The following is a 25,737-nucleotide window of genomic DNA, read 5'->3' as shown; positions in this document are numbered from 1 at the left end:
CCCGGGGCTCGCGCGCAGCGCGCGGCCGCAGGAGCACTGCTCTGGATTCCCGCCTGCGCGGGAATGACAAGACAGGCGTGCGCGGGAATGGCGCTGCGGTCTTGGTATGCTGGCAGTTCCGGGCGCGGCCGCGCCCGGCCTCCCCCCGTGAACGACCGAGAGAAGAGCCTCCCCATGACCCGCGTTTTCAATTTCAGTGCCGGTCCCGCCGTGCTGCCCGAACCCGTCCTGCGCCAGGCCGCAGAGGAGATGCTGGATTGGCACGGCACCGGCATGTCGGTCATGGAGATGAGCCACCGCGGCAAGGAATTCATCTCCATCCACGCCGAAGCGGAAGCCACCTTCCGCGAGCTGATGGACATCCCCGCCAACTACAAGGTGCTGTTCATGCAGGGCGGCGCCATCGGCGAGAACGCCATCGTGCCGATGAACCTGATCGGCGCCACCGGCCGCGCCGACTACGTGCTCACCGGCGACTGGTCGAAGAAGTCGTACAAGGAAGCCAAGACCTACGGCGAGATCAGCGTCGCCGCCACCGCCGAAGCGAGCAAGTTCACGGCGATCCCCAGGCAGGCGGAGTGGAAGCTCGACCCGAAAGCGGCCTACGTCCACATCTGCTCCAACGAGACCATCGGCGGCGTGCAGTTCCACTGGACGCCGGAGACCGGCAGCGTGCCGCTGGTGGCCGACATGTCTTCGGACATCCTTTCGCGCCCGATCGACGTGCGCAAGTACGGCCTGATCTACGCCGGCGCGCAGAAGAACATGGGCCCCTCGGGCCTGACGGTGGTGATCGTGCGCGAGGACCTGCTGGGCCACGCGCTGCCCATCACGCCTTCGGCCTTCAACTACAAGTTGCAGGCCGATGCCGATTCCATGTACAACACACCGCCGACGTACGCCATCTACATCGCGGGCCTGGTGTTCCAGCACGTGAAGAAGATGGGCGGGCTGAAGGTGGTGGAGCAGCACAACCGCGAGAAGGCGAAGCTGCTCTACGACTTCCTGGATTCCAGCCGCTTCTACCGCAACGGCATCGCCAAGGAGGACCGCTCGCTCATGAACGTGCCGTTCTGGCTCAACGACGAATCGCTGAACGAGGCCTTCCTGCACGGCGCGCAGAAGCGCGGCATGCTGCAGCTCAAGGGCCACCGCTCGGTGGGCGGCATGCGCGCCTCCATCTACAACGCCATGCCGATCGAGGGCGTGCAGGCGCTGGTGCAGTACATGAAGGAATTCGAAGGCCGCCATGCCTGACAAGCCTGCCTTCGCGGTGCTGGTGCTGAACCAGATCTCGAAGGCGGGTCTGGAGCGGCTGCCGGCCGGCCGCTACGTCGTGGGCAAGGACATCGCCGAGCCCGATGCGATCCTGGTCCGCTCGGCGGACATGCATTCCATGGCCGTCCCGGCCTCCGTGCTGGCGATCGGCCGCGCCGGCGCGGGCACTAACAACATCCCCGTGCTCGCGCTCAGCGCGCGCGGCGTGCCCGTCTTCAACACCCCCGGCGCCAACGCCAACGCGGTCAAGGAACTGGTGCTCGCCGGCATGCTGATCGCCGCGCGCAACCTGGGCGCGGCGCAGGGCTTCGTGGCCGGCCTCGATGCCAGCGCCCCGGGGCTGGAGCAGGCGATCGAGGAGGGCAAGAAGCCTTTCGCCGGCTTCGAGCTGCAGGGCCAGACGCTGGGCGTGATCGGCCTCGGCAAGGTCGGCTGCCTGGTGGCCGACGCAGCCATCAAGCTGGGCATGCACGTCCTGGGCTTCGACCCCGAGATCACGGTCGATGCGGCCTGGAGCCTGCCCTCGCAGGTGCAGCGCGCCGCGAGCGTGGAGGATGTGCTGCGCAACTCGCACCTCGTGAGCCTGCACGTGCCGCTGCTGGAATCCACCCGCCACCTGGTGAATGCCGGCAACGTGCGCCTGCTGCGCCCCCATGCGGTGCTGCTGAATTTCTCGCGCGAAGGGGTGGTGGACGACGAGGCCGTGGTCGCGGCGCTCGACGCGCGCCGGCTGGGAAGCTACGTCTGCGACTTCCCCAACCGCACCATCCTCGGCCACCCGCACGTGATCGCTTTTCCCCACCTGGGCGCCTCCACGCGCGAAGCGGAGGACAACTGCGCCCGCATGGTGGCCGACCAGCTGCGCGACTTCCTGGAGCACGGCAACATCCGCAATGCGGTGAACTTCCCGCCGGTGACCATGGCGCGCGAATCGAACTGGCGCGTCGCCATCGCCAATGCCAACGTGCCCAACATGCTGGGCCAGATCTCCACCGCGATGGCGCAGGCCGGCCTGAACATCCACAACATGGTCAACAAGTCGCGCGGCGACATGGCCTACACCCTGGTGGACGTGGACAGCGCCGTGGAGGCCTCGGTGCTGGAGCAGATCCGCGCGATCGAGGGCGTGCTGGCGGTGCGCTACCTGCCGGTCGCCTGAATTCGCACCGGGCGCCGCGCAGTGCGCCCGGGTCCCGGGCGATAAGAAAACGCTAAGCAGCCCGGCCCATCATGCGTCCCATCGAGAGGTCGCGTGATGTCCCTGAATCCTTTCCCCTTCCTCCGCCCGCCGGCACTCGCGCTCTTCGCGCTCGCCAGTGCCACCGCCTGGGCCGACGACGACTGCGACGTGCCGCCGGCGGCCTGGCAGCCGCGCAGCGCGGTGCATGCGCTGGCGCAGCGCGAAGGCTGGCAGGTGCGCAGCCTCAAGGTCGACGACGGCTGCTACGAGATCAAGGGCCGCGACACGGAGGGCGTCCGCTTCAAGGCGAAGCTCGATCCGGCCACCTTGCAGGTGATCCGGCTCAAGCGCGCGCACGGCGAGCGGGACCGGCAGCGCGCACGCAACGCCGAGAACCTTTCCCCATCCCCATCCCATCCCCTTCAGGAGCAAGAGCAATGAAACAAGCATGGCCCCTGGCCGCTGCCGCGACCGCACTCGCCCTGCCGTCCCTCGCGTCGGCCCGCCCGGTCACCCTCGAGACGCAACTCGCCAGCTACGGCGGCGACGGCGCCTATCTCGCCGTCTACCTCACCGACCGCAACGGCGCCTACCAGCGCACGCTGTGGGTCGCGGCGCCCAAGGCCAAGTACTGGAAGCACCTGCGCGACTGGAACCGCGCCACCGGCGGCGGCGCCCGGGTCGACGGCCTCAGCGGCGCCAGCGTGGGGGCCGGCCGCACCCTGAAGGTGAGCGTCGAGGTGGCCGACACGCTGATCGACGCCGGCTACGAGATCCACATCGACACCTCCGTCGAGAAGATGAAGGACAACCCGTCGGAAGTGGTGGTGCCGCTCACGGCCGCCGGCGCCGGCAAGCCGGTGGCGGGACGCGGCTACGTCAAGTCCTTCCGCTACAGCCTCTAGGCGCAGGGAGGGCACGATGCTGCGCAGGCTGCATTCGATCCCGGGCCTGGTGGCCGCGCTGCTGCTGGCCGTCGTGGCGCTGAGCGGTGCGGTGCTCTCCGTGTTCCCCGCGCTGGATCAGGCGCAGGCGCGCAGCGCCGGCACGCTGGACGTGGCGACGCTGGCCGCGCGCGTGAGCGCCCGCGTGCCACAGGTGGAGACGCTCGCGCGCGAGCCCTCGGGCACGCTCGTGGCCTACCACATGGTCGGCCAGGAGCAGCAGGCTTCGATCGTCGACCCCGCCACCGGCGCCGCCATCGGGCCGTACCAGCCTTCGGCCGCCCAGGTCTGGGTGAAGAACCTGCATCGCAAGCTGCTGTTCGACGATGTCGGGCGGGTGGCGGCGGGGGTCACGGCGGCCTGCCTGCTGCTGATCGCGCTCTCGGGCCTGGCCCTGATGGCGCGCCGCATGGGCGGCTGGAAGCGGCTCTTCGCCCCTGTGCGCGGCAACCGGCTGCAGAAGCTGCACGACGAGACGGCGCGCGTGGCGCTGGCGGCGCTCGTGCTCTCGGCGGCCACGGGCGTGCTGATGTCGCTCGCCACCTTCGGCCTGCTGCCCGAAGGCGGCAGCGAGGAACCGTTCCCCGACGTGCAGCCCACGGCCCGGGCACGGCTCCCGCTCGCGCAGATGCCGGCCCTGGCCGTGGACGTCTCCCGGCTGCACCAGCTGAAGCTGGCCGCGGCCGACGATCCCACCGACGTGATCGAGCTGGAAACGGCCGATGGCAGCGGCGCCGTCGATCCGGCCAAGGGGACCTGGCTGTCCTATGCGCCCGCCGACGGTTGGCAGCGCCTGCATGCGACGGTGCGCCTGCTGCACACCGGCGAAGGGATCTGGTGGCTCGCGCTGCTGCTCGGTGCCGCTTCGCTGACGGTGCCGTTCCTTGCCGCCACGGGCACGCTGCTGTGGCTGCGCCGCCGCCGGGCCCTGCCGCGCCTGGCCGCCAACGCGCCGGCGCAGGAAGCCGACACGGTGCTGCTGGTGGGCAGCGAGGGCAACGCCACCTGGGGCTTCGCGGTGGCGCTGCACGACGCTCTCACTCGCGCCGGACGGCGCGTGCACACCGCGCCGATGAACGCGCTGCAGGCGCGCTATCGCGACGCGCGCAGGCTGCTCGTGCTGACCTCGACCTACGGCGACGGCGAGGCGCCCGAGAGCGCGCGCCAGTTCCTCGGCCGGCTGCCCGCAATGCAGCTGCCCGCGGACGCCTCGTTCGCGGTGCTCGGCTTCGGCGACCGGCAGTTCCAGCAGTTCTGCGGCTACGCCCACGCCGTGCACGAGGCCCTTGCCGTCGCCGGCTTCGCGCCGCTGCGCGAGCCCGGCACCGTGGACCGCCAGTCGGAACCGGAATTTCGCGCCTGGTGCGAGTGGCTGGCACAGGCGATCGGCCTGCCGCTGGAAGTCCGCTACACGCCGCTGGTGCCGCGCACGACGACGCTCACGCTCGTCTCGCGCGCCGACTACGGGGCCGACCCCGAAGCGCTCACGGCCGTCCTGCGCTTCGTGCCGGAAGCGGCGGCGAAGTCGTGGCTGCCGTGGCGATCGCGCGGGCTGCCGGCCTTCGAGACCGGCGACCTGCTGGGCGTGCTGCCGCCGGGCGGCGGCGCGCCGCGCTACTACTCGCTGGCGAGCGCGTCCGCCGACGGGGTGGTCGAGATCTGCGTGCGCCGCCACCCCGGCGGGCTGTGCTCCGGCCACCTCACGGGCCTGCAGCCGGGCGCGCGCATCGAGGCCTTCGTGCGGCCGCACGAGCGCTTCCGCCCCGCCGCGGGCGCGGCGCCGGTGGTGCTGGTGGGCGCCGGCACGGGCATCGGGCCGCTGATCGGCTTCATCCGCCGCAATCCGCCGCGGCGGCCCATGCACCTGTACTTCGGCGCCCGCGATGCCGACCACGGCTTCCTGTACCGCGACGAACTCCAGGGCCTGGTGGGCGAGCGCCGCCTTCGTTCGCTGACCACCGCCTTCTCGCGCACCTCGCATCGCGCCTACGTGCAGGACCGCCTGCTCGCCGATGCGCCGCGCCTGCGCGAGCTCGTCGCCGAGGGCGGGCAGGTGCTCGTCTGCGGCGGCCGCAGGATGGCCGACGGCGTGGCGGCTGCCTGGGAACGCATCCTGGCCGGCTCCGGCCTGTCGGTCGCGCAACTGCGTGCAGAGGGACGCTATGTCGAAGACGTCTATTGAGTGGCTGCCGGCGCTGCGGCTGCAGGACTGCCGCATCAGCGGCGACACCATGGGCACGCGCTACACGGCCCGCTTCCATGCCCCGGTGAGTGCCGACGTGCAGGCCATCGCCGATGCGCTGGAGGCCGCCGTGACCACCGTCGACCGGCAGATGTCGAACTGGAAGCCGGATTCCGACCTGTCGCGCCTGAACCGCGCTGCCCCGGACGTCTGGACGCCCATTCCGCCGAAGCTGGCGCTCGTGCTGCAGCGCGCGGTGGAGATCGGGCGCGAGTCGGACAACGCCTTCCACATCGGCGTGGGCGATCTCGTGGACGCCTGGGGCTTCGGGCCGGCGGCTGCGCGCCAGCTGGATGCGCCGGCAGCGCAGCCGCGCCTGCGAACCCCGATCGAGCAGCTGCTCGAAGTGGACGTGCCGGGCTGCCGCGCGCGCAAGCACGGCCCCGTGGCGCTGGACCTGTGCGGGATCGCGAAAGGCTTCGGCGTCGACGAACTCGCGCGCGTGCTGGACGGCTACGGCCTGCAGTCCTGGCTGGCGGGCATCGACGGGGAACTGCGCGCGCGCGGCACCAAGCCCGATGGCACGGGCTGGTCGATTGCGCTGGAGAAGCCGAGCGAGGACGTGCGCGCGGCCATGGCCGTGATCGAGCTGCAGGACGGGGCCATCGCAACCTCGGGCGACTACCGCCACTGGGCCAAGGTCGCCGGCCAGCGCGTCTCGCACACCATGGATCCGCGCACCGGCGCGCCGCTGCGCAGCGCGCTCGCATCGGTGACCGTCGTGGCGCGGCGCTGCATGGACGCCGACGCCTACGCGACGGCGCTGATGGTGCTCGGGGAAGAGGCGGGGCGTGCGCACGCGCAGCGCGCCGGGCTCGATGCCCTGTTCGTGGTGCGCGAGGGCGAGCGCTGGCGGGCCAGCGGCACCGGCTGTTTCGCGGAGGCGTAGCCACGACGTAGCCACGATTCACCCCAACCATTCATCTGGCGGCACAATCCTCCGAAAGAAACAACGAGAGGTCAGAGAATGGCGCACGCATTCCCCGAAACACTCCAGGGCTTCAAGGCCGGCCGCGGGCTCGAAGGAAAGTTCTATTCCTTGCCTGCGCTCGCGCACCACTTCCCCAATGTGAAACGGCTGCCCGTCTCGATGCGCATCGTGCTCGAGTCGGTGCTGCGCAACTGCGACGGCCGCAAGATCACGGCCGAGCACATCGAGCAGGTCGCCAACTGGCAGCCGAACGCCGAACGCACGACAGAGATCCCCTTCACGGTCGCGCGGGTGGTGCTGCAGGACTTCACCGGCGTGCCCCTGCTGGCCGACCTGGCGGCCATGCGCAGCGCGGCCCAGCGGCTGGGCAAGGACGTCGGCCGGATCGAGCCGCTGGTGCCGGTCGACCTGGTGGTCGACCACTCGGTGATGGTCGACCACTACGGCACCCGCGACGCGCTCGACCTCAACATGAAGCTGGAGTTCTCCCGCAACAAGGAGCGCTACCAGTTCATGAAGTGGGGCATGCAGGCCTTCAAGACCTTCGGCGTGGTGCCGCCCGGCTTCGGCATCGTGCACCAGGTAAACCTGGAATACCTGGCGCGCGGCGTGCACCGGCGCGAGGACGGGGTCTGCTACTTCGACTCGCTGGTGGGCACCGACAGCCACACGACCATGATCAACGGCATCGGCGTGGTGGGCTGGGGCGTGGGCGGCATCGAGGGCGAGGCGGCGATGCTGGGCCAGCCGGTCTACTTCCTCACGCCCGACGTGGTCGGGCTCGAGCTCTCCGGCCAGCTGCGCGAAGGCTGCACGGCCACCGACCTGGTGCTCACCATCACCGAGCTGCTGCGCAAGCACAAGGTGGTGGGCAAGTTCGTCGAGTTCTTCGGCGAGGGCACGCGCAGCCTGGCCGTGCCCGACCGTGCCACCATCGGCAACATGGCGCCGGAGTACGGCGCCACCATGGGCTTCTTCCCGGTGGACGAGCGCACCCTCGACTACTTCGAGGGCACCGGCCGCAGCAAGGAAGAGATCAAGCTGCTGGAGGCCTACTTCAAGGCGCAGGAAATGTTCGGCGTGCCCCTGCCGGGCGAGGTCGACTATTCGACGGTCGTGCGGCTGGACCTGGGCGACGTCGTGCCCAGCCTCTCGGGCCCCAAGCGCCCGCAGGACCGCATCGAGATCGGCAAGGTGGCCAGCACCTTCAAGGCCCTGTTCTCCAGGCCGGTGTCCGAAAACGGCTTCAACCAGCCGGAGGAGCTGCTGCTCACGCGCCACCTGATCGACAAGCCCCACACGGCCGAAGACCGCACGCCCGACAACCCGCCGACACCGCTGGCCGCGCCGCGCTTCGAGCTGGAGATGGAGGCCAACAAGCCGACGCCGCCCTCGGCCCACACGCTCTCCGTGCCCCCGGTCGAAGTGGGCGAGGTGACCATCGGCAACGGCGACGTGCTGATCGCGGCGATCACGAGCTGCACCAACACGTCGAACCCCGGCGTGCTGCTGGCGGCCGGCCTGCTGGCAAAGAAGGCGGTGGAGAAGGGCCTGAAGGTCAAGCCGCACGTCAAGACTTCGCTCGCGCCCGGCTCGCGCATGGTCACCGAGTACCTGAAGGCGGCGAAGCTGCTGCCCTACCTGGAGCAGCTGGGCTTCACGGTGGCGGGCTACGGCTGCACCACCTGCATCGGCAACTCGGGCGACCTCACGCCCGAGATCAACGACGCGATCGCGCAGAGCGATCTCGTGTGCGCCGCGGTGCTCTCCGGCAACCGCAACTTCGAGGCCCGCATCCATCCGAACATCAAGGCCAACTTCCTGGCCAGCCCGCCGCTGGTGGTGGCGTACGCCATTGCGGGCACCGTGCTGCGCGACCTGATGACGGAGCCGGTGGGGCAGGGCAAGGACGGCAAGGACGTGTGGCTGGGCGACATCTGGCCTTCCACCGACGAGATCCACAAGCTGATGAAGTACGCGATGGATCCCAAGGGCTACCGCGCGAGCTACGGCAAGGTGAAGAGCGAGCCGGGCAAGCTGTGGGAGGACATCCAGGGCGTCTCGGGCGCCACCTACGACTGGCCGCCGAGCACCTACATCGCGGAGCCGCCCTTCTTCGAGGGCTTCGGCCTCGAGGCGCCCGGCGCCGAAGCGGCTGCGGCAGCGGGCACCGCGGCGCCCGTGACGGTGCGCGACGCGCGCATCATGGCGCTGTTCGGCGACTCGATCACCACCGACCACATCTCGCCCGCCGGTTCGATCAAGGAGAACTCGCCCGCGGGCCACTGGCTGATCCAGCACGGGGTGAAGAAGACCGACTTCAACAGCTACGGCTCGCGGCGCGGCAACCACGAGGTGATGATGCGCGGCACCTTCGCCAACGTGCGCATCAAGAACCTGATGCTGCCGCCGGGCCCGGACGGCTCGCGCGAGGAGGGCGGCCTGACGCTGTACCGCGATGCGGCCGGCAACGCCGAGAAGATGTTCATCTACGACGCGGCGATGAAGTACATCGCCGAGGGGCGGCCCACCGTGATCTTCGCCGGCGAGGAATACGGCACCGGCTCCTCGCGCGACTGGGCGGCCAAGGGCACCCAGCTGCTGGGGATCAGGGCCGTGGTGGCGCGCAGCTTCGAGCGCATCCACCGCAGCAACCTGGTGGGCATGGGCGTGCTGCCGCTGCAGTTCCAGGGTGACACCAGCTGGCAGTCGCTGGGGCTCACCGGCGAGGAGCTGATCGACATCGAGGTCGATCCGCAACTCAAGCCGCAAAGCCAGGCCGCGCTGACCATCCGCCAGCCGAACGGCGAATGCCGCGAGGTGAAGCTCACGCTGCGCATCGACACGCCGATCGAGGCCGACTACTACCGCCACGGGGGCATCCTTCCCTACGTGCTGCGGCAACTGCTGGCGGGGTGACGTCCGAACTCCTGATCAGCGGAGGCGGCATCGGCGGGCTGGCGGCGGCGGTCGCGGCGCGCCGCGCCGGCTGGGAGGCCCGCCTGTTCGAGCAGGCGGAGGTCTTTTCCGAGGTGGGCGCCGGCATCCAGCTGGGGCCCAACGGCACGCGCATCCTGCGCGAGTGGGGCCTGCTGGAAGGCGAGCTGGGCCGGCAGGCCGTGGCGCCGCCGCGGCTGCGCGGGCGCGACGGCGCCGACGGCGCCGAGCTCGGCGTGCTGGAACTGGGCGACGCCATCGCGCGGCGCTACGGCGCGCCCTATCTCGCCGTGCACCGCGCGGACCTGCAGGCGGCCCTGCTCGCGGCTGCGGAGGCCGCCGGCACCCGCATGCACCTGGCCTGCCGGGTGGAAGCCGCGGAGCCCGTCGAGACGGTGGTGCAGCTGCGCACCGCGCGCATCACGCCGGTGGAGGGCGACGCGCTGGTGGTGGCCGACGGCGTGTGGAGCCAGCTGCGGGCGGCCGTGGTGGGCGACGGGCCGCCGCAGCCGACCGGCCACCTGGCCTACCGCGGCCTGGCGCGCCAGCAGGACCTGCCGGCCGCGCTGCGCAGCGACGAAGTGACCGTGTGGCTGGCGCCGCGCATGCACCTGGTCACCTATCCGCTGCGCGGCGGCGAGTGGCTCAATGCGGTGTGCGTCGTGCAGGGCACGCAGCCGGGCGATCCGCGCAGCTGGGACCACGCGGCTTCGCAGGCGCAGCTCGAGGCCGCGCTGGGGCCGGTGTGCGTTGCGGTGCGCGAGCGGGTGGCGGCGGTGCCGTCCTGGCGCTTGTGGATCCTGCACGACCGGCCGCCGGTCGCCGCTCCCGACGCCATGGCGCAGGGCCGCATCGCGCTGCTCGGCGACGCGGCGCATCCCATGCGGCCCTATCTCGCACAGGGCGCCGGCATGGCGATCGAGGACGCGCGCGAGCTGGAGCGCGTGCTGTCGGTGGCGGACGAGCGCACGCTGGACGTGCCCACCGCGCTGCGGCGCTATGCGCTCAATCGCTGGAAGCGCGTGGCCCGCGTGCAGGAGCGCTCGCGCCGCAACGGCACCATCTTCCACGCGACCGGGGCGCTGCGGGTGGCGCGCAATGCGGCGATGGCGACGCTGGGCGCGCGCCTGCTGGACCAGCCGTGGTTGTACGGCGCGTGAAGAAGCGCTGGGGTTCGCGCGATTCGTAGGCTGGTGCTGAGCCGCGCGAAGCCCAGCGATGCGCGAAGCGCCGGGCGATTCACAAATCCGTCCGCAACTGCCACAACTCCGGAAACAGCACCACGTCCAGCATCTTGCGCAGGTAGGGCACGCCGCCCGTGCCGCCGGTGCCGCGCTTGAAGCCGATCACGCGTTCCACGGTGGTGACATGGCGGAAGCGCCAGAGCCGGAACGCGTCTTCCAGGTCGGTGAGCTCCTCGCCGAGCTCGTACAGGTCCCAGTGCTCCTTCGGTGCGCGGTACACCACCAGCCAGGCCTGCTCCACCTCGCGGCTGGCCGTATAAGGCTGGGTCCAGTCGCGCTCCAGGTGCGAAGCCGGCACCGGCACGCCGCGCCGCGCCAGCAGCCGCAAGGCCTCGTCATAGAGCGACGGCGCCTCCAGCGCCGCGCGCACGACGGCCAGGCGCTCCGGATGGTGTTCGTGCGAGCGCAGCATCGCCGCGTTCTTGTTGCCCAGCATGAACTCGATGCAGCGGTACTGCCAGCTCTGGAAGCCGCTGGAGCTGGCCAGGTAGGGACGGATCGCGCTGTATTCGGGCGGCGTCATGGTGGCCAGCACGTCCCAGGCGTGCACCAGCTGCTCCATGATGCGCGACACGCGGGCCAGCATCTTGAAGGCGGGCGCCAGCTCGTCGCGGGCGATGCAGGCCTTGGCCGCGGCCAGCTCGTGCAGCATCAGCTTCATCCACAGCTCGCTGGTCTGGTGCTGCACGATGAACAGCATCTCGTTGTGGTCCGGCGAGAGCGGCTGCTGCGCCTGCAGGATGGTATCGAGCTGCAGGTAGTCGCCGTAGTTCATTTCCGTGCTCATGTGACTGCCTGTTTGCGGTTGAATTCGCCGCGGCGCCACTCGCCGCTTTCCAGCACCTCGCGCAGCTGCTCCACCGCGTTCCACACGTCCTCGAAGCCGAGGTACAGGGGCGTGAAGCCGAAGCGCAGGATGTCGGGCGGGCCGGCGCGGAAGTCGCCGATCACGCCGCGCGCGATCAGCGCCTGCACGATGGCATAGGCCCCTTCGTCGCGCGCGAGGCAGACCTGCGAGCCGCGCTGCGCGTGGTCGCGCGGCGTCACCAACGCCAGGCCGTTGCCGGCGCAGCGTTCCTCCACCAGCCGGATGAAGAGATCCGTGAGCGCGAGCGACTTGCGCCGCAGCGCCGCCATGCCGCCCAGCGGCTGCGCGGCGAGCAGCGTCTCGAGGCCGCATTCCAGCGCCGTCATGCTCAGGACCGGCTGGGTGCCGCACAGGTAGCGCGCGATGCCCGCAGCCGGCCGGTAGTCGGGCGTGAAGGCGAAGGGCGCCGCATGGCTCCACCAGCCCGAAAGGGGTTGCCAGAAGCGCTCGGCGTGGCGCGGATGCACCCAGACGAACGCCGGTGCGCCCGGGCCGCCATTGAGGTACTTGTAGCCGCAGCCGATGGCGAAATCGGCGTCGGCGCCGTGCAGGTCGACTTCCACCGCGCCAGCGCTGTGTGCCAGGTCCCACACCACCAGCGCGCCGCGCTCGTGCGCCGCGCGCGTCACGGCCGCCATGTCGTGCATCGCGCCGGTGCGGTAGTTGACGTGGGTGAGCATCAGCACCGCCGTGCGCGCATCCAGCGCCGCCGGGATGTCCTCCGCTTCGACGAGCCGCAGCTCCAGCCCGCGTTCGCGGCACAGGCCTTCGGCGATGTAGAGGTCGGTGGGGAAGTTGCTGCGCTCGCTCACCACCGTGCGGCGTCCGGGCGCGTCGGCGGCGCACAGGGCCAGCGCGGCGCTGAGCACCTTGAACAGGTTGACGGAGGTGCTGTCGGTGGCGACCACCTCGCCGGGGCCGGCGCCGACCAGCGTGGCGATCGTGTCGCCCAGCCGGCGCGGCAGCTCGTACCAGCCGGCCGTGTTCCAGGAGCGGATCAGGCCCTCGCCCCATTCCTCGCGCACGGCGCGCGCGACGCGCTCGGGGGCCGCCTTGGGCAAGGGGCCGAGCGAATTGCCGTCCAGGTAGATCACGCCTTCGGGCAGCAGGAACAGATCGCGCAACGGGCGCAGCGGGTCGCTCGCGTCGAGCGCGCGGCAGTCTTGCAAGGTGGTGGTCATGGCAGGCTGCGCAGCACGGCGCGCACCGGCGACGCGTCCGCGGTCATGAGTTTGAGGGGCAGGGCGATCAGCTCGTAGTCGCCTTCCGGCACGGCGTCGAGCACCAGGTTCTCCAGCACGCGCAGGCCGCGGCGCCGGATCACCTGGTGGCTCTCCAGCGTCTTGCTTTCGGCCGGGTCGATGCTGGCGGTGTCGATGCCGACCAGGCGCATGCCGAGATCCGCCAGGCGCTCCAGCGTGGCGGGCGCGAAGGCGGCGAGCTGCGGATCCCAGCGGTCCACGGGCGCGCGCTCGTAGGTGCGCACCAGCACGCGCGGCGGCAGGTCCTGCAACGCGTGGGCGAGGTCCTCCCACGCCACGAGCGGCCCGCGGCCGATCGCATGGATCACGCGACAGGGGCCGAGGTAGGGCTCCAGGTCGAGGGCACCGACCGGCACGCCCTGCGGGTCGTAGTGCAGCGGCGCGTCGGCGTGCGCGCCCACGTGGGGCGACAGCGTGAGGGTGCTGACGTTCACCGGGCAGCCGGGCGCGATGGTCGCGGCCCATTGCTGGCGGTACGGCGTGTCGCCGGGGAAGACGGGAGCGCCTTCCTGCACCGGCGGCGAGATGTCCCAGAGGCGTGGCATGCGGCCCAGTGTGCGCCGCGATCGGGACGCGTGGTGTCGGTCGATTCCAACAGCGGCCGAAAAATGTTGAGGCCTGAAGGATCGGCGGCCGCGGCCCCGCGGGGGCGGCTCAGGCGGGGTGCAGCCGGTCGAGCCGCAACCGGTGGCGTGCATCCGTCGCGCGCCAGGCCGCGGCGTAGGTGGTCGCCGCGACGGCCAGCGCGGAGGCGCCGGCCAGCAGGAAGAGCACGAAGATCTGGTACTTCGCCGCGTCCACCGGGGCCATGCCGGCGAGGATCTGGCCCGTCATCATGCCGGGCAGCGTGATCAGGCCGGCGGCGGCCATCTGGTTGACGATCGGGATCATGCCGTTGCGCGCAGCGTCGCGCTGCACGGCACCCAATGCCACGCGGCGGGTGGCGCCGAGGGCGAGCCGCGCCTCCACCGACGCGCGCTCGCGCAGCAGCGTCGTGGTGAAGGAATTCAGCGTGACGCTGGCCGCGCTCATCGCGTTGCCCAGCACGATCCCGAACAGCGGGATCGCCACCAGCGGCGACAGCAGTCGCTGCGGCTGCAGGGTGGCCAGCGCCACGCCGGTCACCAGGATGCTGGCCATCGCGACCGGCAGGCCTCCGAGCACGAGCGACCAAGGCCCGGCGAAACGGCGCTGCTGGCGCGAGCGGATCTCGTGCGCGGCGGCGCCCAGCATCAGGGCCATCACCAGCAGCGTGAGCCACGACGCCTCCTGCGCGAAGAGGCTTTGCAGCACCAGGCCGACCAGCAGCAACTGCACGACGGTGCGGGCGGCGGCCACCAGCAGCGGGCGCGCGATGCGCAGCTCCAGCAGCAGCGACAGCCCGGCGGCCAGCAGCACCAGCAGCGCGGTCGTGGCCAGCTGCGCCGTCGACAGTTGCTGCGTCACAGCATGTTCTCGTGCAGGCGCCCGTCGGCGAGCAGGTAGCGCTGGTGGGCGAGCCGGCCGGCCTGGCCGGGATCGTGCGTCACCATCACGATGATCGTGCCGCGGGCCAGTTCGTCGTGCAGCAGCGCCTCGACCTGGGCCGTGGATTCGGCATCCAGGCCCGATGTGGGTTCGTCCAGCAGCAGCACCCGGTGCGTGGGCGTGAGGGCGCGCAGCAGCGCGATGCGCTGGCGCTCGCCGGTGGAAAGCCGCGCCACCTCCCACCCGGCGGCTTCGGCGGGCAGGCCCACCCGCGGCAGCAGCGCGCGCAGGCGCTCCCCATCCTCGAAGTGCGGCGCGACGGTGTCGTACCACCAGCCGGTGGCCGCGGCCACGTAGGTCACGCGCTGGCGCCAGCGCGGCGCCGGCATGCGCGAGCAGGGTTCGCCGTCGAGGGCCGCGTCGCCGGCGTGCGGATCGAGGTCCGCGATCATGCGCAGCAGGACGCTCTTGCCCGAACCGGAGCGCCCTTCGATGGCCACGCAGGTCCCGGCGCCGGCCTGCAGGTCGATCGGGCCGACGTGCAGGCGCTGCAGGCGCAGGGTCTCGAGCATCGCGCGCCGGCTCAGGGCGCGAGCGCCGGCAGGCCGTGGCGGGCGCGGGCCCGTTCGCAGGCGGGGCTGCCCGGCTCCAGCTCGCGACAGGGGTTGGGCCGCCATTCGTAGATGCCGCAGGAGGCGCGCTCGCCCACCTTGCCGACCAGGGCCGCGCAGCGCGCCGGCGCGTGGTCGGTGCCGCGCATGCGCCAGGTGCGGGCCGTCACTTCGACGGCCAGGCCGGCCGGCACGCAGCCGCCCTGGTCCTCGAGCTCCTCGGCCGCGAAATCGACGCGGAAGGCGGCGCAGCAGGCGCCGCAGCGCAGGCAGGGGTGGTCGGCGGGATCGGCCATCGGGATGAGAAACCTAAACGGGACGCGCGCGTTGAGGATGAACTGTACGTGGATACAGTGTCCCTCACGACCCAGGAGCAAAGCATGGAACTGCAGATCGCGCGCCAGATTATCGACACCCTGGCGCAGGGCATCCATCCCGTCACCGGGGAGGCCATGCCCGAAGACAGCCCTTACAACGCCCCGCCGGTGATCCGGGCGCTGCACGTGGTGGCGCGTGCGCTGGAGGAGGCCGCGAGCGAGCGTCCGGCCGGCGGCGAGGCTGCGGGTGAGGCGCGGGCAGCGGCGCGGGCGCGGCCCAGGCCCGCCAACGCCGGCAAGCCCTGGTCGGAGCAGGAGGATTCGGCGCTGGAGATCGCCTTCGATGCCGGCATCCCGATGAAGCAGGTCGCGCAGGAGCTGGGGCGCACCGCGTTCGCGGTGGAGCAGCGGCTGGTCAAGCTGGGGAAGGTCGAGGCGCCGGCCAGGGCAGGGCGCTTCGCCTGACGGGTGTTGCTCCTCCCCCCCTCCGGGGGGAGGCTGGGAGGGGGGCGCTCCCTTCAGGGAGGTTTCAAAAAAACGGGAAGCGCGGGAGTGCCCCCACCCCTACCCTCCCCCGGAGGGGGAGGGAGCAAGACACTATTCCGTTACCTTGCCGAGCAGCAGGTACTCCATCAAGGCCTTCTGCACGTGCATGCGGTTCTCCGCTTCGTCCCACACCACGGACTGCGGGCCGTCGATCACGTCCGCCTGCACTTCCTCGCCGCGGTGGGCGGGCAGGCAGTGCATGAAGAGGGCGTCGGGCCGGGCCTGCTTCATCATCTCCGTGTCGACACACCAGTCGGCGAAGGCCTGGCGGCGCTGCTCGTTCTCGGCCTCGAAGCCCATGCTGGTCCACACGTCGGTGGTCACCAGGTCGGCCCCGCGGCAGGCCTCCATCGGATCCTTGAATACCTTGTAGCTGCCGCCCTTGCGGATGCCGGCCACGGCCTGGTCCACCTCGTAGCCGCTGGGCGTGCTGACGTGCACGGTGAATCCGAGCAGCTCCGCCGCCTGCAGCCAGGTGTTGGCCATGTTGTTGCCGTCGCCCACCCACGCCACGACGCGGCCCTTGATGGAGCCGCGGTGCTCGATGTAGGTAAAGATGTCCGCCAGGATCTGGCAGGGATGGAACTCGTTGGTCAGGCCGTTGATCACCGGCACGCGCGAGTACTCGGCGAACTTGGCGATCCGCTCCTGGCCGAAGGTGCGGATCATCACCAGGTCCACCATGCGGCTGATCACGCGCGCCGTGTCCTCGATCGGCTCCGAGCGCCCGAGCTGGCTGTCGCCGCTGGTCAGGTTGACCACGCTGCCCCCCAGCTGGTACATGCCCGCCTCGAAGCTCACCCGGGTGCGGGTGGAGGCCTTCTCGAAGATCATGGCCAGCGTGCGGTCCGCCAGCGGGTGGTACTTCTCGTAGTTCTTGAACTTGCGCTTGATCACCGCGGCACGCTGGAAGATCCACTCGTGCTCGTCGGCCGTGAAGTCGGTGAATTGCAGGAAATGGCGGAGGGTCATCGTGCAGCTCACTCCGCGAGGAACTGCCGCACCAGCGGCGCGAGGATCGCGACGATGTCGTCCGCCTGCTGCTCGGTGAGGATCAGCGGCGGCAGCAGGCGCACCACCGTGTCCGCCGTCACGCTGATCAGGAGGCCGGCCTCGGCCGCGCGCTGCGTCAGCACGCCGCAGGGCCTGGCCAGTTCCACGCCCAGCATGAGGCCCTGGCCGCGGATTTCCACCACGCCCTTGAGCGCGCCGAGCTCGCGCGCCAGCGCGCCCTTGAGGTGGGCGCCGACGCGGGCCGCGTTCTCCAGCAGGCCGTCTTCCTCCATGATGCGGATGGTCTCGACGCCGGCGCGCATGGCCAGCGGATTGCCGCCGAAGGTGGTGCCGTGGTTGCCCGGCTGGAAGATGTCGGCCGCCTTGGGCCCCGCCACCAGCGCCGCGATCGGCACGCCCGAGCCGAGGCCCTTGGCCAGCGGCATCACGTCGGGCACGATGCCGGCCCACTGGTGCGCGAACCACTTGCCGGTGCGGCCCATGCCGCACTGCACCTCGTCGATGATCAGCAGCCAGCCCTTCAGGTCGCACAGCTCGCGCACCTTCTGCAGGTAGTCGATGCGCATCTGGTTGATGCCGCCTTCGCCCTGGATGGTCTCGAACATCACGGCCACCACGTTGGGGTTGCCGTCGGTCGCGCCGCGCAGGGCGTCGATGTCGTTGAGCGGCACGCGGATGAAGCCTTCCACCAGCGGCTCGAAGCCCTTCTGCACCTTCTCGTTGCCGGTGGCCGAGAGGGTGGCGATGCTGCGGCCGTGGAAGGCCTTCTCGTAGACGACGATCTCGGGCCGCGCGATGCCGCGGTCGTGGCCGTACTTGCGCGCCAGCTTGATTGCGCCCTCGTTGGCTTCCAGCCCGGTGGAGCCGAAGAAGACGTTGGTCATCCCCGAGAGCTCGACCAGCTTGGCCGCCAGCTTCTCCTGGTTGGGCACGTGGTAGTAGTTCGAGCTGTGGATGATCTTCGCCGCCTGGTCCTGCAGCGCCGGAACCAGCCTGGGATGGTTGTGGCCCAGCGTGTTCACCGCGATGCCGGCCAGCGCATCCAGGTAGCGCTTGCCGTTCACGTCCCAGACGTACACCCCCTCGCCGCGCTCCAGGGCGATGGGCAGCCGGCCGTAGGTGTTCATGGTGTGGGGCGATGCCGCCTCGATGTTGGGCATGGGCTTTCCTGTTCTCCAAACGAAAGCGGCTCAACGTGCGGGTCCCCTTTTGCTGCTCGGGACGCCACCGAAGTGAGCCGTCGGAGCACGATTGTAGGCACACGCCCCCGCGGCTTTGCTTGAGAATTCCGCATCGCTGCGATGCCGCGGGCAGGGGGCGCCCCCGGGGCCTGCGCGACAGGTGGTCACGACCCCAACTCTTATATAAGATAGAATACTTGTGCAGTGCAGCAAGCAACCCGCTGCAGCGCCAAGACGATGCGACTCCCACCCATGGTTCTGAAGATGGCCGACGAAGTGTTCATCCAGGGCGTGACCCGGGAAGGCCGGACGTTCCGCCCGAGCGACTGGGCCGAGCGCCTGGCCGGGGTGATGAGCTCGTTCCGCCCCGGCGGCGCGCAGCCGGGCAGCCACCTGAACTACTCGCCCTGGTGCATCCCCACCGTGATCGACGGCGTCAAGTGCGTGATCGTCAACCGGGCTTTGCGCGACTACGAGCCCATGGCCTGGGACTTCGTGATGAACTTCGCCCGCGACAACGAACTGACGATCACCGAAGGCGAGCCCCCCATGCGGGAAGAGCGCAAGGCGGCTTGAAACTGGCGGTGGCTTGAAACAGCCGAACAGCCGGACGCAGAGGACGCAAAGGGTACGCAGAGGACGCAAAGGAAAACCTTCTAAGGTTTCCTTTGTCTTTTTTGCGTCCTCTGCGTATCTTTCGCGTCCTCTGCGTCCGGCTGTTCGGCTGTTGCACTGCTTGGATCGATGCCGCGAAAGCACCAACGAAAAAACCGCCCGAAGGCGGTTTTTCGTTTTGCTGGCAGCGCACCCGGATCAAACGGCGTGGGCCTTGCGGCTCACGGGCTGACCTGACGCTGGTGGGTCAGGCGGCGGGGGTCGCGGCCTGCAGGGCCTTGACCTTGGCGGACAGGCGGCTCTTGTCGCGCGCCGCCTTGTTCTTGTGGAAGATGCCCTTGTCGGCCACCGTGTCCACGATCGATTGGGCCTTGGCGAACAGTTCGGTCGCCTTGGCCTTGTCACCCGCGGCGACCGCCTTCTCGACGTTCTTCACCGCGGTACGGTACTTGGAGCGAAGCGAGGTGTTCGCGGCGTTGAGCTTGACGTCCTGGCGGGCGCGCTTGCGGCCGGACGCCAGGCGGGGGTTCTTCTTCTTGGGTTTGGCAGATGCCATGGGATGTTCCTTCGGTGTCTGAGGATGATGCCAGCAAAGCCGGACATTATAGCCCGGAAGCACTCCCCGGCCGCCGGAGGGGAATGGCCGCGGAAAGGCAGGGCTACACTCGCGCCGGTGAGCCTGTTCAAAGCCGCTTCCACCGTCTCCGCCCTCACCCTCGCCTCCCGCGTCACCGGCCTCGTCCGCGACATGCTGTTCGTGGCCTTCTTCGGCGTGAGCGCGCTCACCGACGCCTTCTACGTCGCCTTCCGCATCCCCAACCTGTTCCGCCGCATCTTCGGCGAGGGCGCCTTCAGCCAGGCCTTCGTGCCGGTGCTGGCCGCCTGCCGCACCACCGAGGGCGAGGCCGGCGCCCGGCGCATGGTGGACCACGTCTCCACCGTGCTGCTGTGGACGCTGGTGGCGCTGTGCATCGTGGGCGTGGTCGGCGCGCCGCTGCTGGTCTACGCGCTCGCCAGTGGCCTGCGCCAGGATCCCTACGCCTACGACGCGGCCGTGCTCATGACGCGCTGGATGTTCCCGTACATCGGCTTCATGTCGCTGGTGGCGCTGGCGGGCGGCATCCTGAACACCTGGAAGAAGTTCGCCGTGCCGGCCGCCTCGCCGGTGCTGCTGAACCTGTCCATGATCCTGTCGATCACGGTGGCGGCGCCGTGGTTCCGCCGGATCGGCATCGAGCCGATCTATTCGCAGGCGATCGGCGTGATGGCGGGCGGGGTGCTGCAGCTCGCGATCCAGTTCCCGGCGCTGCGGCGCCTGGGCATGTGGCCGCGCTTCCGGCTCGCGCTGGCCGGCATCCGCGAATCGTGGCACGACCCGGCCACGCGGCAGATCCTGCGGCTGATGCTGCCGGCCCTGCTCGGGGTGAGCGTGGCCCAGATCTCGCTCCTGATCAACACGCAGATCGCCTCCTACCTGCCCGCCGGCAGCGTGAGCTGGCTGAACAACGCCGACCGGCTGATGGAGTTCCCGACCGCGCTGCTCGGCGTCGCGCTGGGGGTGGTGCTGATGCCGCAGCTGGCCGCCGCCCGCGCCGGCGGCGACGAGGTGCGCTATTCCGCGATGCTGGACTGGGGCCTGCGGCTGGTGGTGCTGCTGGCGATCCCGAGCTCGGTGGCGCTGCTGGTGTTCGCGGCGCCGCTGGTGGCCACGCTGTTCCACTACGGCGCCTTCAAGGACAGCGACGTCGGCCAGGTCGCCTTCGCGCTGGGCGGCTACGGCACCGGCCTGCTGGGGCTGGTGGCGATCAAGGTGCTGGCGCCGGGCTACTACGCCAGCCACGACATGAAGACGCCGATGCGCATCGCCATCGGCGCGCTGGTGGTCACGCAGCTGCTGAACGTGGCGCTGGTGCCCTGGCTCAAGCACGCGGGCCTGGCGCTGTCGATCGGCCTCGGCGCGCTGGTCAACGCCGGCTCGCTGCTGGTGGGGCTGTTGCGGCGCGGCAGCTACAAGCCCAGCCCGGGCTGGGGCGTCTTCGCGCTGCAGGTGCTGGCCGCGAGCGTCCTGCTGGCGATCTTCCTCGCCTGGGCCAACGGCCACTTCCCCTGGGTCGCCTGGCGCGCCGAGCCGCTGAAGCGCGCGGCGATGCTCGCGGTGCTGGTCGGCGCCGCCGGTGCTCTCTATTTCGGAGCGCTGATCGCCGCCGGCGTGAAGCTGCGTCAATTTGTCACGCACTGAAGAGGGCGCGCACCATCGAGCGCTGTCCGCTTGACGGCCCCTGGCCCGTCCATTACAACGGTTTGCCATGAGTTCGTTGCCCTTCATTGCGCCCACGCCGCTGGAATATTTCAGCGCGCTGGTGCAGAGCGACGAACACTTTCCCCTGCTGGAGGCGGCGGCGAGCATCGCGCAGGACGAATACCCGGATCTCGATCTGCAGACGGTGCTGGGCGACGTCGACCAGTTGCTCGCGCGCCTGAAGCGCCGCATCCCCGCCGACGCGGCGGCGCTGCAGCGGCTGCGCACGCTGAACCAGTTCTTCTTCCGCGACCTGAGCTTCGGCGGCAACGTCAACGACTACTGCGACCCGGACAACAGCTACCTGAACGTGGTGCTGCGCACGCGCCGCGGCATCCAGATCTCGCTGGCGGTGCTGTGGATCGAGCTGGCGCAGGGCATCGGGCTGCACGCGCGCGGCGTGTGCTTCCCGGGCCATTTCATGGTCAAGGTGAACCTGCCGAAAGGGCAGGTGGTGATCGATCCCTTCACCGGCCAGTCGCTCTCGCGCGAGGAGTTGTCGGAGCGGCTGGAGCCGTACAAGCGGCGCAGCGGCCTGGTGGACGAATTCGAGGTGCCGCTCGGCCTCTACCTGCAGGCCGCGCCCCCGCGCGACATCATCGCCCGCATGCTGCGCAACCTGAAGGAGATCCACCGCGCGCAGGAGGACTGGCAGCGCCTGATCGCGGTGCAGAACCGGCTGCTCGTGCTGCTGCCCGACGCCTGGGCCGAATACCGCGACCGCGGCCTCGCCCACGCGGAGCAGGGCCACACCGAGCTGGCGGTCGACGACCTCGAGACCTATCTCGTGCACGCGCAGGACGCCCTGGACATCGATGCCATCGCCGACCGCGTGGCGAACCTGCGGCGGGCCAAACAGTAGGCTGGCGCCGAAGCGCAGCGAAAGAGTAGGCTGGCGCTGGAGCGAAGCGAAAGAGTAGGCTGGCGCTGGAGCGAAGCGAAAGCCCAGCGATGCGCGAGCGCAGCGAAGCGCTGGGCTTCGGCCTGCGGCGCTCAGCACCAGCCTACGAGCAGGCGCTCAGCCCGCTCAAGCTACGCGAGCACCCCCTGCCCCGGATGCAGCGGCCTTCCCCCCAGCACCGGCGCCCGCCGCACGGGCGGCAGGATCCCCTCCCGCCGCGGCGGCTCCGCCGGCGGCGGCGGCAGCAGCACCGGCTTCAGCCACTGCAGGATCGGCTCCCACTGCGCGAGGTCGACCGCCACCTGCGAGGGCGCCACGTCGAACAGGGTCGAGCCCCTCTCCAGCGCCCTCACATAGAGCTGCGTCTCGCGCAGCATGCCGACCATCTCCACCTCGTGCTCGCGCGCCCAGGCGCGCAGCACCTCCGCGCCATGGGTGCGGCCGTCCACGCGCATGCCCACGGTGGCGATGCGGCACTGGCCCTTGGCCACGCGCGGCAGCGTCTTCAGCTCGCCCAGGCAGGCGGCGGCGGACTCGCGGTCGAACATCGAGGGGCAGACCGGCAGCACGATCGCATCGGCGAACATCACGATGCGGGCCAGCTCGAAGCCGTGCAGGCCGCCGGGCGTATCGAGCACCACGTGGGTGATGCCGGTCGGCACCCGCAGCACGTTCCTCTGGTCGACCACCCAGGGCGCGATGCCGGGCAGGGCGGGGTCGCGCCGGCGCAGCCAGCCGCGGCTGGACTGCTGGCGGTCGACGTCGCCCAGCATCACGGCCAGCCGCTGGCGCGCGCACCAGGCCGCCACGTGGGCGGCGAAGGTGCTCTTGCCGCTGCCGCCCTTGCGGTTCACGACCGCGACCACCGGCATGGAATCCTCCCCTCCTCGGCGCGGCCACGGGCGGACGCGCCTCTTCGGGGATGGTGCTCTTCCGCGCGGCGCCCGCGCGTGCCGCCGGTCCGGCCGCGGGTGCCGTCCGCCGCGCCCGTGTTTCAGAATGTCTGCCCGCCTCGACGCGGATCACTTCGCCCCGCGCGCCCGCAACGGCCCCGGCACCATCACCAACGCCAGCGACAACGTGCACAGCGCCGCCCCGGCGCCGAAGGTGGCGGGGGCGCCGAACCGGTCCCACAGCCAGCCGGCCAGGCCGCTCGCCACCAGCAGGGCGATGCCGCTGGCGAGGTTGAAGACGCCGAAGGCGGTGCCGCGCAGGTGGGCCGGCGCGGCGTCGGCCACCATCGTGGCCAGCAGGCCCTGCGTCAGCGCCATGTGCAGGCCCCACAGCGCGATGCCGGCCCACAGCAGCACGCCGCGGTCGGCGGCGGCCAGCGCCAGGTCGGCCGCCACCAGCACCGCCAGGCCGATCGCCAGCAGCTTCCGGTGCGAGAGCGTGTCGGCCAGCTTGCCGAAGGGATAGGCGCCGATCGAATAGACGACGTTCATCGCGATCAGCACCAGCGGCGTCCAGGCCAGCGCCAGCCCGCCCTGCTGCGCCCGCAGCACCAGGAAGGCCTCGCTGAAGCGCGCCAGCGTGAACACGGCACCCAGCCCCACCACCCACCAGTAGGCGGCGGTGAGCTGGCGCAGGTTCTCGCGCCGGATCGGGTTGACACGCCGCTGCGCGGGCGGCGCCTCCGGCTCGTGCACCCCGAAGGCGAGCAGCGCCACCGCCAGCAGCCCGGGCACCACGGCGACCCAGAACACCGCGCGGATGTCGTCGTTCCACAGCAGCATCAGGCCGACGGCCACCAGCGGGCCGAGGAAGGCGCCGACGGTGTCGAGCGCCTGCCGCAGCCCGTAGGCGGCGCCGCGCTGCTCGGGGGCCACCAGGTCGGCCACCAGCGCATCGCGCGGGGCACCCCGCACGCCCTTGCCGACCCGGTCGATCAGGCGCGCGCCGAGCACCATGCCCACCGTGCCCGCCAGCGCGAACAGCGGCTTGGACACCGCGCCCAGCCCGTAGCCCAGCACCGCCAGCGGCTTGCGGCGCCCGAGCCAGTCGCTCCAGACGCCGGAGAACACCTTCATGACGAGGGCGGTGGCCTCGGCCAGGCCCTCGATCAGGCCCACGGCCACCATGCTGGCCCCGAGGCCGCTGACCAGGAAGACGGGCAGCAGGCTGTGGATCATCTCCGAGGAGACGTCCATCAGCAGGCTCACGAAGCCCAGGGCCCAGATGCCCGCGGGCAGGCGCGAGGCCGCGCGCATGGAGTCAGACGAGCGTGACGGCGGCTCCCTCACCGCGCGGCACGATGCGGCCGATCTCGTGCACCTGTTCGCCGGCGGCGCGCAGGGTGGCGGCGATGGCGGCCGCTTCGGCCGGCGCCGCCAGCAGCACCATGCCGATGCCGTTGTTGAAGGTGCGGTTCATCTCGTGGTCGTCGATGGCGGCGGTGGCCTGCAGCCAGGCGAACAGCTCCGACCTGGGCCAGCTCCCCAGCTTCAGCTGCGCCGCCAGTGCATCGGGCAGCACGCGCGGGATGTTCTCCAGCAGGCCGCCGCCGGTGATGTGGGCCAGCGCCTTGATGCCGCCCCCATGCTGCGCCAGCGCCGCCAGCACGTTCTTCACGTAGATGCGGGTGGGCTCCATCACCGCCTCGCGGAAGGGCCGGCCGTCCAGCGTGGCCGGCAACTGGGCGCCGGCGCGCTCGATGCACTTGCGCACCAGCGAGAAGCCGTTGGAGTGCACGCCGCTGGAGGCCAGCCCCAGCACCACGTCGCCTTCGCGCACGTCCTGGCCGGCCAGGATGCGCGCCTTCTCCACCGCGCCCACCGCGAAGCCCGCCAGGTCGTATTCGCCCGCCGGGTACATGCCGGGCATCTCCGCCGTCTCGCCGCCGATCAGGGCGCAGCCGGCCAGCTCGCAGCCGCGGGCGATGCCGCCCACCACGGCGGCGGCCGTGTCCACGTCCAGCTTGCCGCAGGCGAAGTAATCGAGGAAGAACAGCGGCTCGGCGCCCTGCACCAGAACGTCGTTGACGCTCATGGCCACCAGGTCGATGCCCACCGTGTCGTGCATGTTCCACTCGAAGGCGAGCTTCAATTTGGTGCCAACGCCGTCCGTGCCGCTCACGAGGACCGGCTCCTTGTAGCGCTTGGGCACCTCGAAGAGGGCGCCGAAGCCGCCGATGCCGGCCAGCACGCCTTCGCGCAGCGTCTTCTTCGCCAGCGGCTTGATGCGTTCGACCAGCGCGTCGCCGGCATCGATGTCGACGCCGGCATCCTTGTACGAGAGGGGGGAAGCGTTCATGCGGGTGCGTGCCGGAGCGTGCCGCGCCGGCCGATAGAATTTGCGGCTGATTCTAGTGTCTTCGGGTCCGCAGCACGGGCCGTCACGCATGCAATTCACCCCCACGCAGAAGCGGGCCGCGGCCTGGACGGCGATCGCCGTCCTGGCCCTGCTGGCGCTGCGCGCGCTCGGCCCGGTCCTCACGCCCTTCCTCATCGCGGCGGTGCTGGCCTATGCGCTCACCCCGCTGGTGGACCGGCTCGACGCCCTGTGGCGCGGCCGCGTGCCGCGCGTGCTGGCCGTGGTGCTGGTGGAGCTGCTGGCGCTGGTGGTGGTGCTGTCGCTCGCCTTGCTGGTGGTGCCGGTGCTGGTGAAGGAGCTGCCCCTGATGCGGGCGCAGATCCCGGTGCTGTTCGACCGCCTGCATGCCTCCCTGTCGCCGCTGCTGGCCGATTTCGGCGTGCGCATCTCGCTCGACCTGGCGAGCCTGCGGGCGCAGCTGGTGGAGTACCTGCAGACCAACTGGAGCGACAGCTTCGGCTCGGTCTGGTCCTCGGTGAAGATCGGCGGCAGCGTGGCGGTGGCGGTGGCCGGCAACGCCCTGCTGGTGCCGGTGGCGCTGTTCTACCTGCTGCTGGACTGGAAGCACCTCGTCGCCCGCGTGCTGGA

General features: G+C 70.7%; 25 protein-coding genes. 13 read left to right on the top strand and 12 right to left on the bottom strand.

Annotated elements, in window-relative coordinates:
- Nucleotides 1–174: 174 nt before the first annotated feature.
- The 8 genes from serC (at nt 175) to VFM98_RS21980 (ending at nt 10,672) form a co-directional block, all read left to right on the top strand.
- Entirely contained in the window at nt 175–1,257 is a 1,083-nt protein-coding gene (serC, locus tag VFM98_RS22015) for a 3-phosphoserine/phosphohydroxythreonine transaminase (protein WP_325112031.1), read from the top strand.
- Complete coding sequence (locus tag VFM98_RS22010; protein WP_325112030.1) at nt 1,250–2,437, top strand: phosphoglycerate dehydrogenase; 1,188 nt, start codon at nt 1,250–1,252, stop codon at nt 2,435–2,437. Before serC ends, VFM98_RS22010 begins: the two co-directional genes overlap by 8 nt.
- Nucleotides 2,438–2,533: 96 nt before the next feature.
- Entirely contained in the window at nt 2,534–2,899 is a 366-nt protein-coding gene (locus tag VFM98_RS22005; protein WP_325112029.1) for a PepSY domain-containing protein, read from the top strand.
- A complete protein-coding gene (locus VFM98_RS22000) occupies nt 2,896–3,363 on the top strand; it encodes a DUF2271 domain-containing protein (protein ID WP_325112028.1) in 468 nt (155 codons plus the stop codon). The genes VFM98_RS22005 and VFM98_RS22000 overlap by 4 nt, the downstream gene beginning before the upstream one ends.
- Nucleotides 3,364–3,379: 16 nt before the next feature.
- Nucleotides 3,380–5,584 (top strand): PepSY domain-containing protein, encoded by a 2,205-nt coding sequence (locus VFM98_RS21995; protein WP_325112027.1) that lies wholly within the window; start codon nt 3,380–3,382, stop codon nt 5,582–5,584.
- Entirely contained in the window at nt 5,565–6,533 is a 969-nt protein-coding gene (locus VFM98_RS21990) for an FAD:protein FMN transferase (protein WP_325112026.1), read from the top strand. The genes VFM98_RS21995 and VFM98_RS21990 overlap by 20 nt, the downstream gene beginning before the upstream one ends.
- Nucleotides 6,534–6,611: 78 nt before the next feature.
- Nucleotides 6,612–9,494, top strand: coding sequence for an aconitate hydratase (locus VFM98_RS21985; RefSeq protein WP_325112025.1), 2,883 nt, complete (start codon nt 6,612–6,614; stop codon nt 9,492–9,494).
- A complete protein-coding gene (locus VFM98_RS21980) occupies nt 9,491–10,672 on the top strand; it encodes an FAD-dependent monooxygenase (RefSeq protein WP_325112024.1) in 1,182 nt (393 codons plus the stop codon). The genes VFM98_RS21985 and VFM98_RS21980 overlap by 4 nt, the downstream gene beginning before the upstream one ends.
- Nucleotides 10,673–10,751: 79 nt before the next feature.
- Here VFM98_RS21980 and kynA read toward each other — a convergent pair whose 3' ends face one another.
- The 6 genes from kynA to VFM98_RS21950 all read right to left on the bottom strand — a co-directional run bounded on the left by kynA (nt 10,752) and on the right by VFM98_RS21950 (nt 15,260).
- The gene (kynA, locus tag VFM98_RS21975) at nt 10,752–11,543 is read right to left on the bottom strand and encodes a tryptophan 2,3-dioxygenase (protein ID WP_325112023.1); all 792 of its coding nucleotides are present in this window, start codon (nt 11,541–11,543) and stop codon (nt 10,752–10,754) included.
- Nucleotides 11,540–12,805: a kynureninase gene (gene kynU / locus VFM98_RS21970; RefSeq protein ID WP_325112022.1), complete on the bottom strand. Its 1,266-nt coding sequence runs from the start codon at nt 12,803–12,805 to the stop codon at nt 11,540–11,542. Before kynU ends, kynA begins: the two co-directional genes overlap by 4 nt.
- A complete protein-coding gene (kynB, locus tag VFM98_RS21965) occupies nt 12,802–13,431 on the bottom strand; it encodes an arylformamidase (protein WP_325112021.1) in 630 nt (209 codons plus the stop codon). The genes kynU and kynB overlap by 4 nt, the downstream gene beginning before the upstream one ends.
- A gap of 109 nt (nt 13,432–13,540) precedes the next feature.
- Nucleotides 13,541–14,332, bottom strand: coding sequence for an ABC transporter permease (locus tag VFM98_RS21960; RefSeq protein WP_325112020.1), 792 nt, complete (start codon nt 14,330–14,332; stop codon nt 13,541–13,543).
- A complete protein-coding gene (locus VFM98_RS21955; RefSeq protein ID WP_325112019.1) occupies nt 14,329–14,925 on the bottom strand; it encodes an ABC transporter ATP-binding protein in 597 nt (198 codons plus the stop codon). Before VFM98_RS21955 ends, VFM98_RS21960 begins: the two co-directional genes overlap by 4 nt.
- Before the next feature lie 11 nt (nt 14,926–14,936).
- Nucleotides 14,937–15,260 carry a YkgJ family cysteine cluster protein gene (locus tag VFM98_RS21950; RefSeq protein ID WP_325112018.1) on the bottom strand — a complete coding sequence of 108 codons (324 nt, stop codon included), beginning with the start codon at nt 15,258–15,260 and terminating at the stop codon, nt 14,937–14,939.
- Nucleotides 15,261–15,344: 84 nt separating this feature from the next.
- On the opposite strand from VFM98_RS21950, the gene VFM98_RS21945 reads away from it, so the two are divergent.
- The gene (locus tag VFM98_RS21945) at nt 15,345–15,746 is read left to right on the top strand and encodes a hypothetical protein (protein WP_325112017.1); all 402 of its coding nucleotides are present in this window, start codon (nt 15,345–15,347) and stop codon (nt 15,744–15,746) included.
- A 132-nt stretch (nt 15,747–15,878) separates the two neighbouring features.
- On the opposite strand, the gene argF is transcribed toward VFM98_RS21945, so the two are convergent.
- Together argF and VFM98_RS21935 are read right to left on the bottom strand one after the other, a co-directional pair.
- Nucleotides 15,879–16,799, bottom strand: coding sequence for an ornithine carbamoyltransferase (gene argF, locus VFM98_RS21940; protein ID WP_325112016.1), 921 nt, complete (start codon nt 16,797–16,799; stop codon nt 15,879–15,881).
- Nucleotides 16,800–16,807: 8 nt separating this feature from the next.
- Nucleotides 16,808–18,001: an aspartate aminotransferase family protein gene (locus VFM98_RS21935; RefSeq protein ID WP_325112015.1), complete on the bottom strand. Its 1,194-nt coding sequence runs from the start codon at nt 17,999–18,001 to the stop codon at nt 16,808–16,810.
- 273 nt (nt 18,002–18,274) lie between these two features.
- Here VFM98_RS21935 and VFM98_RS21930 point away from each other — a divergent pair, with 273 nt between their 5' ends.
- Nucleotides 18,275–18,598, top strand: a complete 324-nt coding sequence (locus VFM98_RS21930) for a DUF3579 domain-containing protein (RefSeq protein WP_325112014.1) — start codon at nt 18,275–18,277, stop codon at nt 18,596–18,598.
- Nucleotides 18,599–18,884: 286 nt separating this feature from the next.
- On the opposite strand, the gene rpsT is transcribed toward VFM98_RS21930, so the two are convergent.
- Nucleotides 18,885–19,193 carry a 30S ribosomal protein S20 gene (rpsT, locus tag VFM98_RS21925; RefSeq protein WP_325112013.1) on the bottom strand — a complete coding sequence of 103 codons (309 nt, stop codon included), beginning with the start codon at nt 19,191–19,193 and terminating at the stop codon, nt 18,885–18,887.
- 117 nt (nt 19,194–19,310) lie between these two features.
- On the opposite strand from rpsT, the gene murJ reads away from it, so the two are divergent.
- Entirely contained in the window at nt 19,311–20,876 is a 1,566-nt protein-coding gene (gene murJ, locus VFM98_RS21920) for a murein biosynthesis integral membrane protein MurJ (protein ID WP_325112012.1), read from the top strand.
- Nucleotides 20,877–20,943: 67 nt separating this feature from the next.
- Nucleotides 20,944–21,798, top strand: a complete 855-nt coding sequence (locus VFM98_RS21915) for a SirB1 family protein (protein ID WP_325112011.1) — start codon at nt 20,944–20,946, stop codon at nt 21,796–21,798.
- A 170-nt stretch (nt 21,799–21,968) separates the two neighbouring features.
- On the opposite strand, the gene VFM98_RS21910 is transcribed toward VFM98_RS21915, so the two are convergent.
- The 3 genes from VFM98_RS21910 to purM form a co-directional block, all read right to left on the bottom strand.
- Nucleotides 21,969–22,709, bottom strand: coding sequence for a ParA family protein (locus VFM98_RS21910; RefSeq protein WP_325112010.1), 741 nt, complete (start codon nt 22,707–22,709; stop codon nt 21,969–21,971).
- 150 nt (nt 22,710–22,859) lie between these two features.
- Nucleotides 22,860–24,047, bottom strand: a complete 1,188-nt coding sequence (locus VFM98_RS21905; protein WP_325112009.1) for an MFS transporter — start codon at nt 24,045–24,047, stop codon at nt 22,860–22,862.
- A 4-nt stretch (nt 24,048–24,051) separates the two neighbouring features.
- Entirely contained in the window at nt 24,052–25,089 is a 1,038-nt protein-coding gene (gene purM, locus VFM98_RS21900) for a phosphoribosylformylglycinamidine cyclo-ligase (RefSeq protein ID WP_325112008.1), read from the bottom strand.
- An 88-nt stretch (nt 25,090–25,177) separates the two neighbouring features.
- On the opposite strand from purM, the gene VFM98_RS21895 reads away from it, so the two are divergent.
- Nucleotides 25,178–25,737 (top strand): AI-2E family transporter (locus VFM98_RS21895; protein ID WP_325112007.1); only part of this gene is annotated, 560 nt, incomplete at its 3' end.

It is taken from the genome of Ramlibacter sp., from assembly GCF_035706265.1.
GTDB lineage: Bacteria > Pseudomonadota > Gammaproteobacteria > Burkholderiales > Burkholderiaceae_C > Ramlibacter.
This window is presented reverse-complemented; position numbering and strand designations above follow the sequence as displayed.

Coding starts and splice junctions, on each gene's coding strand:
- VFM98_RS21985 (WP_325112025.1), top strand. CDS start 6,612: ATGGCGCACGCATTCCCCGAAACACTCCAGGGCTTCAAGGCCGGCCGC.
- VFM98_RS22005 (WP_325112029.1), top strand. CDS start 2,534: ATGTCCCTGAATCCTTTCCCCTTCCTCCGCCCGCCGGCACTCGCGCTC.
- VFM98_RS21955 (WP_325112019.1), bottom strand. CDS start 14,925: ATGCTCGAGACCCTGCGCCTGCAGCGCCTGCACGTCGGCCCGATCGAC.
- VFM98_RS22000 (WP_325112028.1), top strand. CDS start 2,896: ATGAAACAAGCATGGCCCCTGGCCGCTGCCGCGACCGCACTCGCCCTG.
- argF (WP_325112016.1), bottom strand. CDS start 16,799: ATGACCCTCCGCCATTTCCTGCAATTCACCGACTTCACGGCCGACGAG.
- VFM98_RS21995 (WP_325112027.1), top strand. CDS start 3,380: ATGCTGCGCAGGCTGCATTCGATCCCGGGCCTGGTGGCCGCGCTGCTG.
- kynA (WP_325112023.1), bottom strand. CDS start 11,543: ATGAGCACGGAAATGAACTACGGCGACTACCTGCAGCTCGATACCATC.
- VFM98_RS21930 (WP_325112014.1), top strand. CDS start 18,275: ATGGTTCTGAAGATGGCCGACGAAGTGTTCATCCAGGGCGTGACCCGG.
- VFM98_RS21915 (WP_325112011.1), top strand. CDS start 20,944: ATGAGTTCGTTGCCCTTCATTGCGCCCACGCCGCTGGAATATTTCAGC.
- purM (WP_325112008.1), bottom strand. CDS start 25,089: ATGAACGCTTCCCCCCTCTCGTACAAGGATGCCGGCGTCGACATCGAT.
- serC (WP_325112031.1), top strand. CDS start 175: ATGACCCGCGTTTTCAATTTCAGTGCCGGTCCCGCCGTGCTGCCCGAA.
- VFM98_RS22010 (WP_325112030.1), top strand. CDS start 1,250: ATGCCTGACAAGCCTGCCTTCGCGGTGCTGGTGCTGAACCAGATCTCG.
- rpsT (WP_325112013.1), bottom strand. CDS start 19,193: ATGGCATCTGCCAAACCCAAGAAGAAGAACCCCCGCCTGGCGTCCGGC.
- VFM98_RS21950 (WP_325112018.1), bottom strand. CDS start 15,260: ATGGCCGATCCCGCCGACCACCCCTGCCTGCGCTGCGGCGCCTGCTGC.
- kynB (WP_325112021.1), bottom strand. CDS start 13,431: ATGCCACGCCTCTGGGACATCTCGCCGCCGGTGCAGGAAGGCGCTCCC.
- VFM98_RS21910 (WP_325112010.1), bottom strand. CDS start 22,709: ATGCCGGTGGTCGCGGTCGTGAACCGCAAGGGCGGCAGCGGCAAGAGC.
- VFM98_RS21905 (WP_325112009.1), bottom strand. CDS start 24,047: ATGCGCGCGGCCTCGCGCCTGCCCGCGGGCATCTGGGCCCTGGGCTTC.
- VFM98_RS21935 (WP_325112015.1), bottom strand. CDS start 18,001: ATGCCCAACATCGAGGCGGCATCGCCCCACACCATGAACACCTACGGC.
- VFM98_RS21945 (WP_325112017.1), top strand. CDS start 15,345: ATGGAACTGCAGATCGCGCGCCAGATTATCGACACCCTGGCGCAGGGC.
- VFM98_RS21990 (WP_325112026.1), top strand. CDS start 5,565: ATGTCGAAGACGTCTATTGAGTGGCTGCCGGCGCTGCGGCTGCAGGAC.
- kynU (WP_325112022.1), bottom strand. CDS start 12,805: ATGACCACCACCTTGCAAGACTGCCGCGCGCTCGACGCGAGCGACCCG.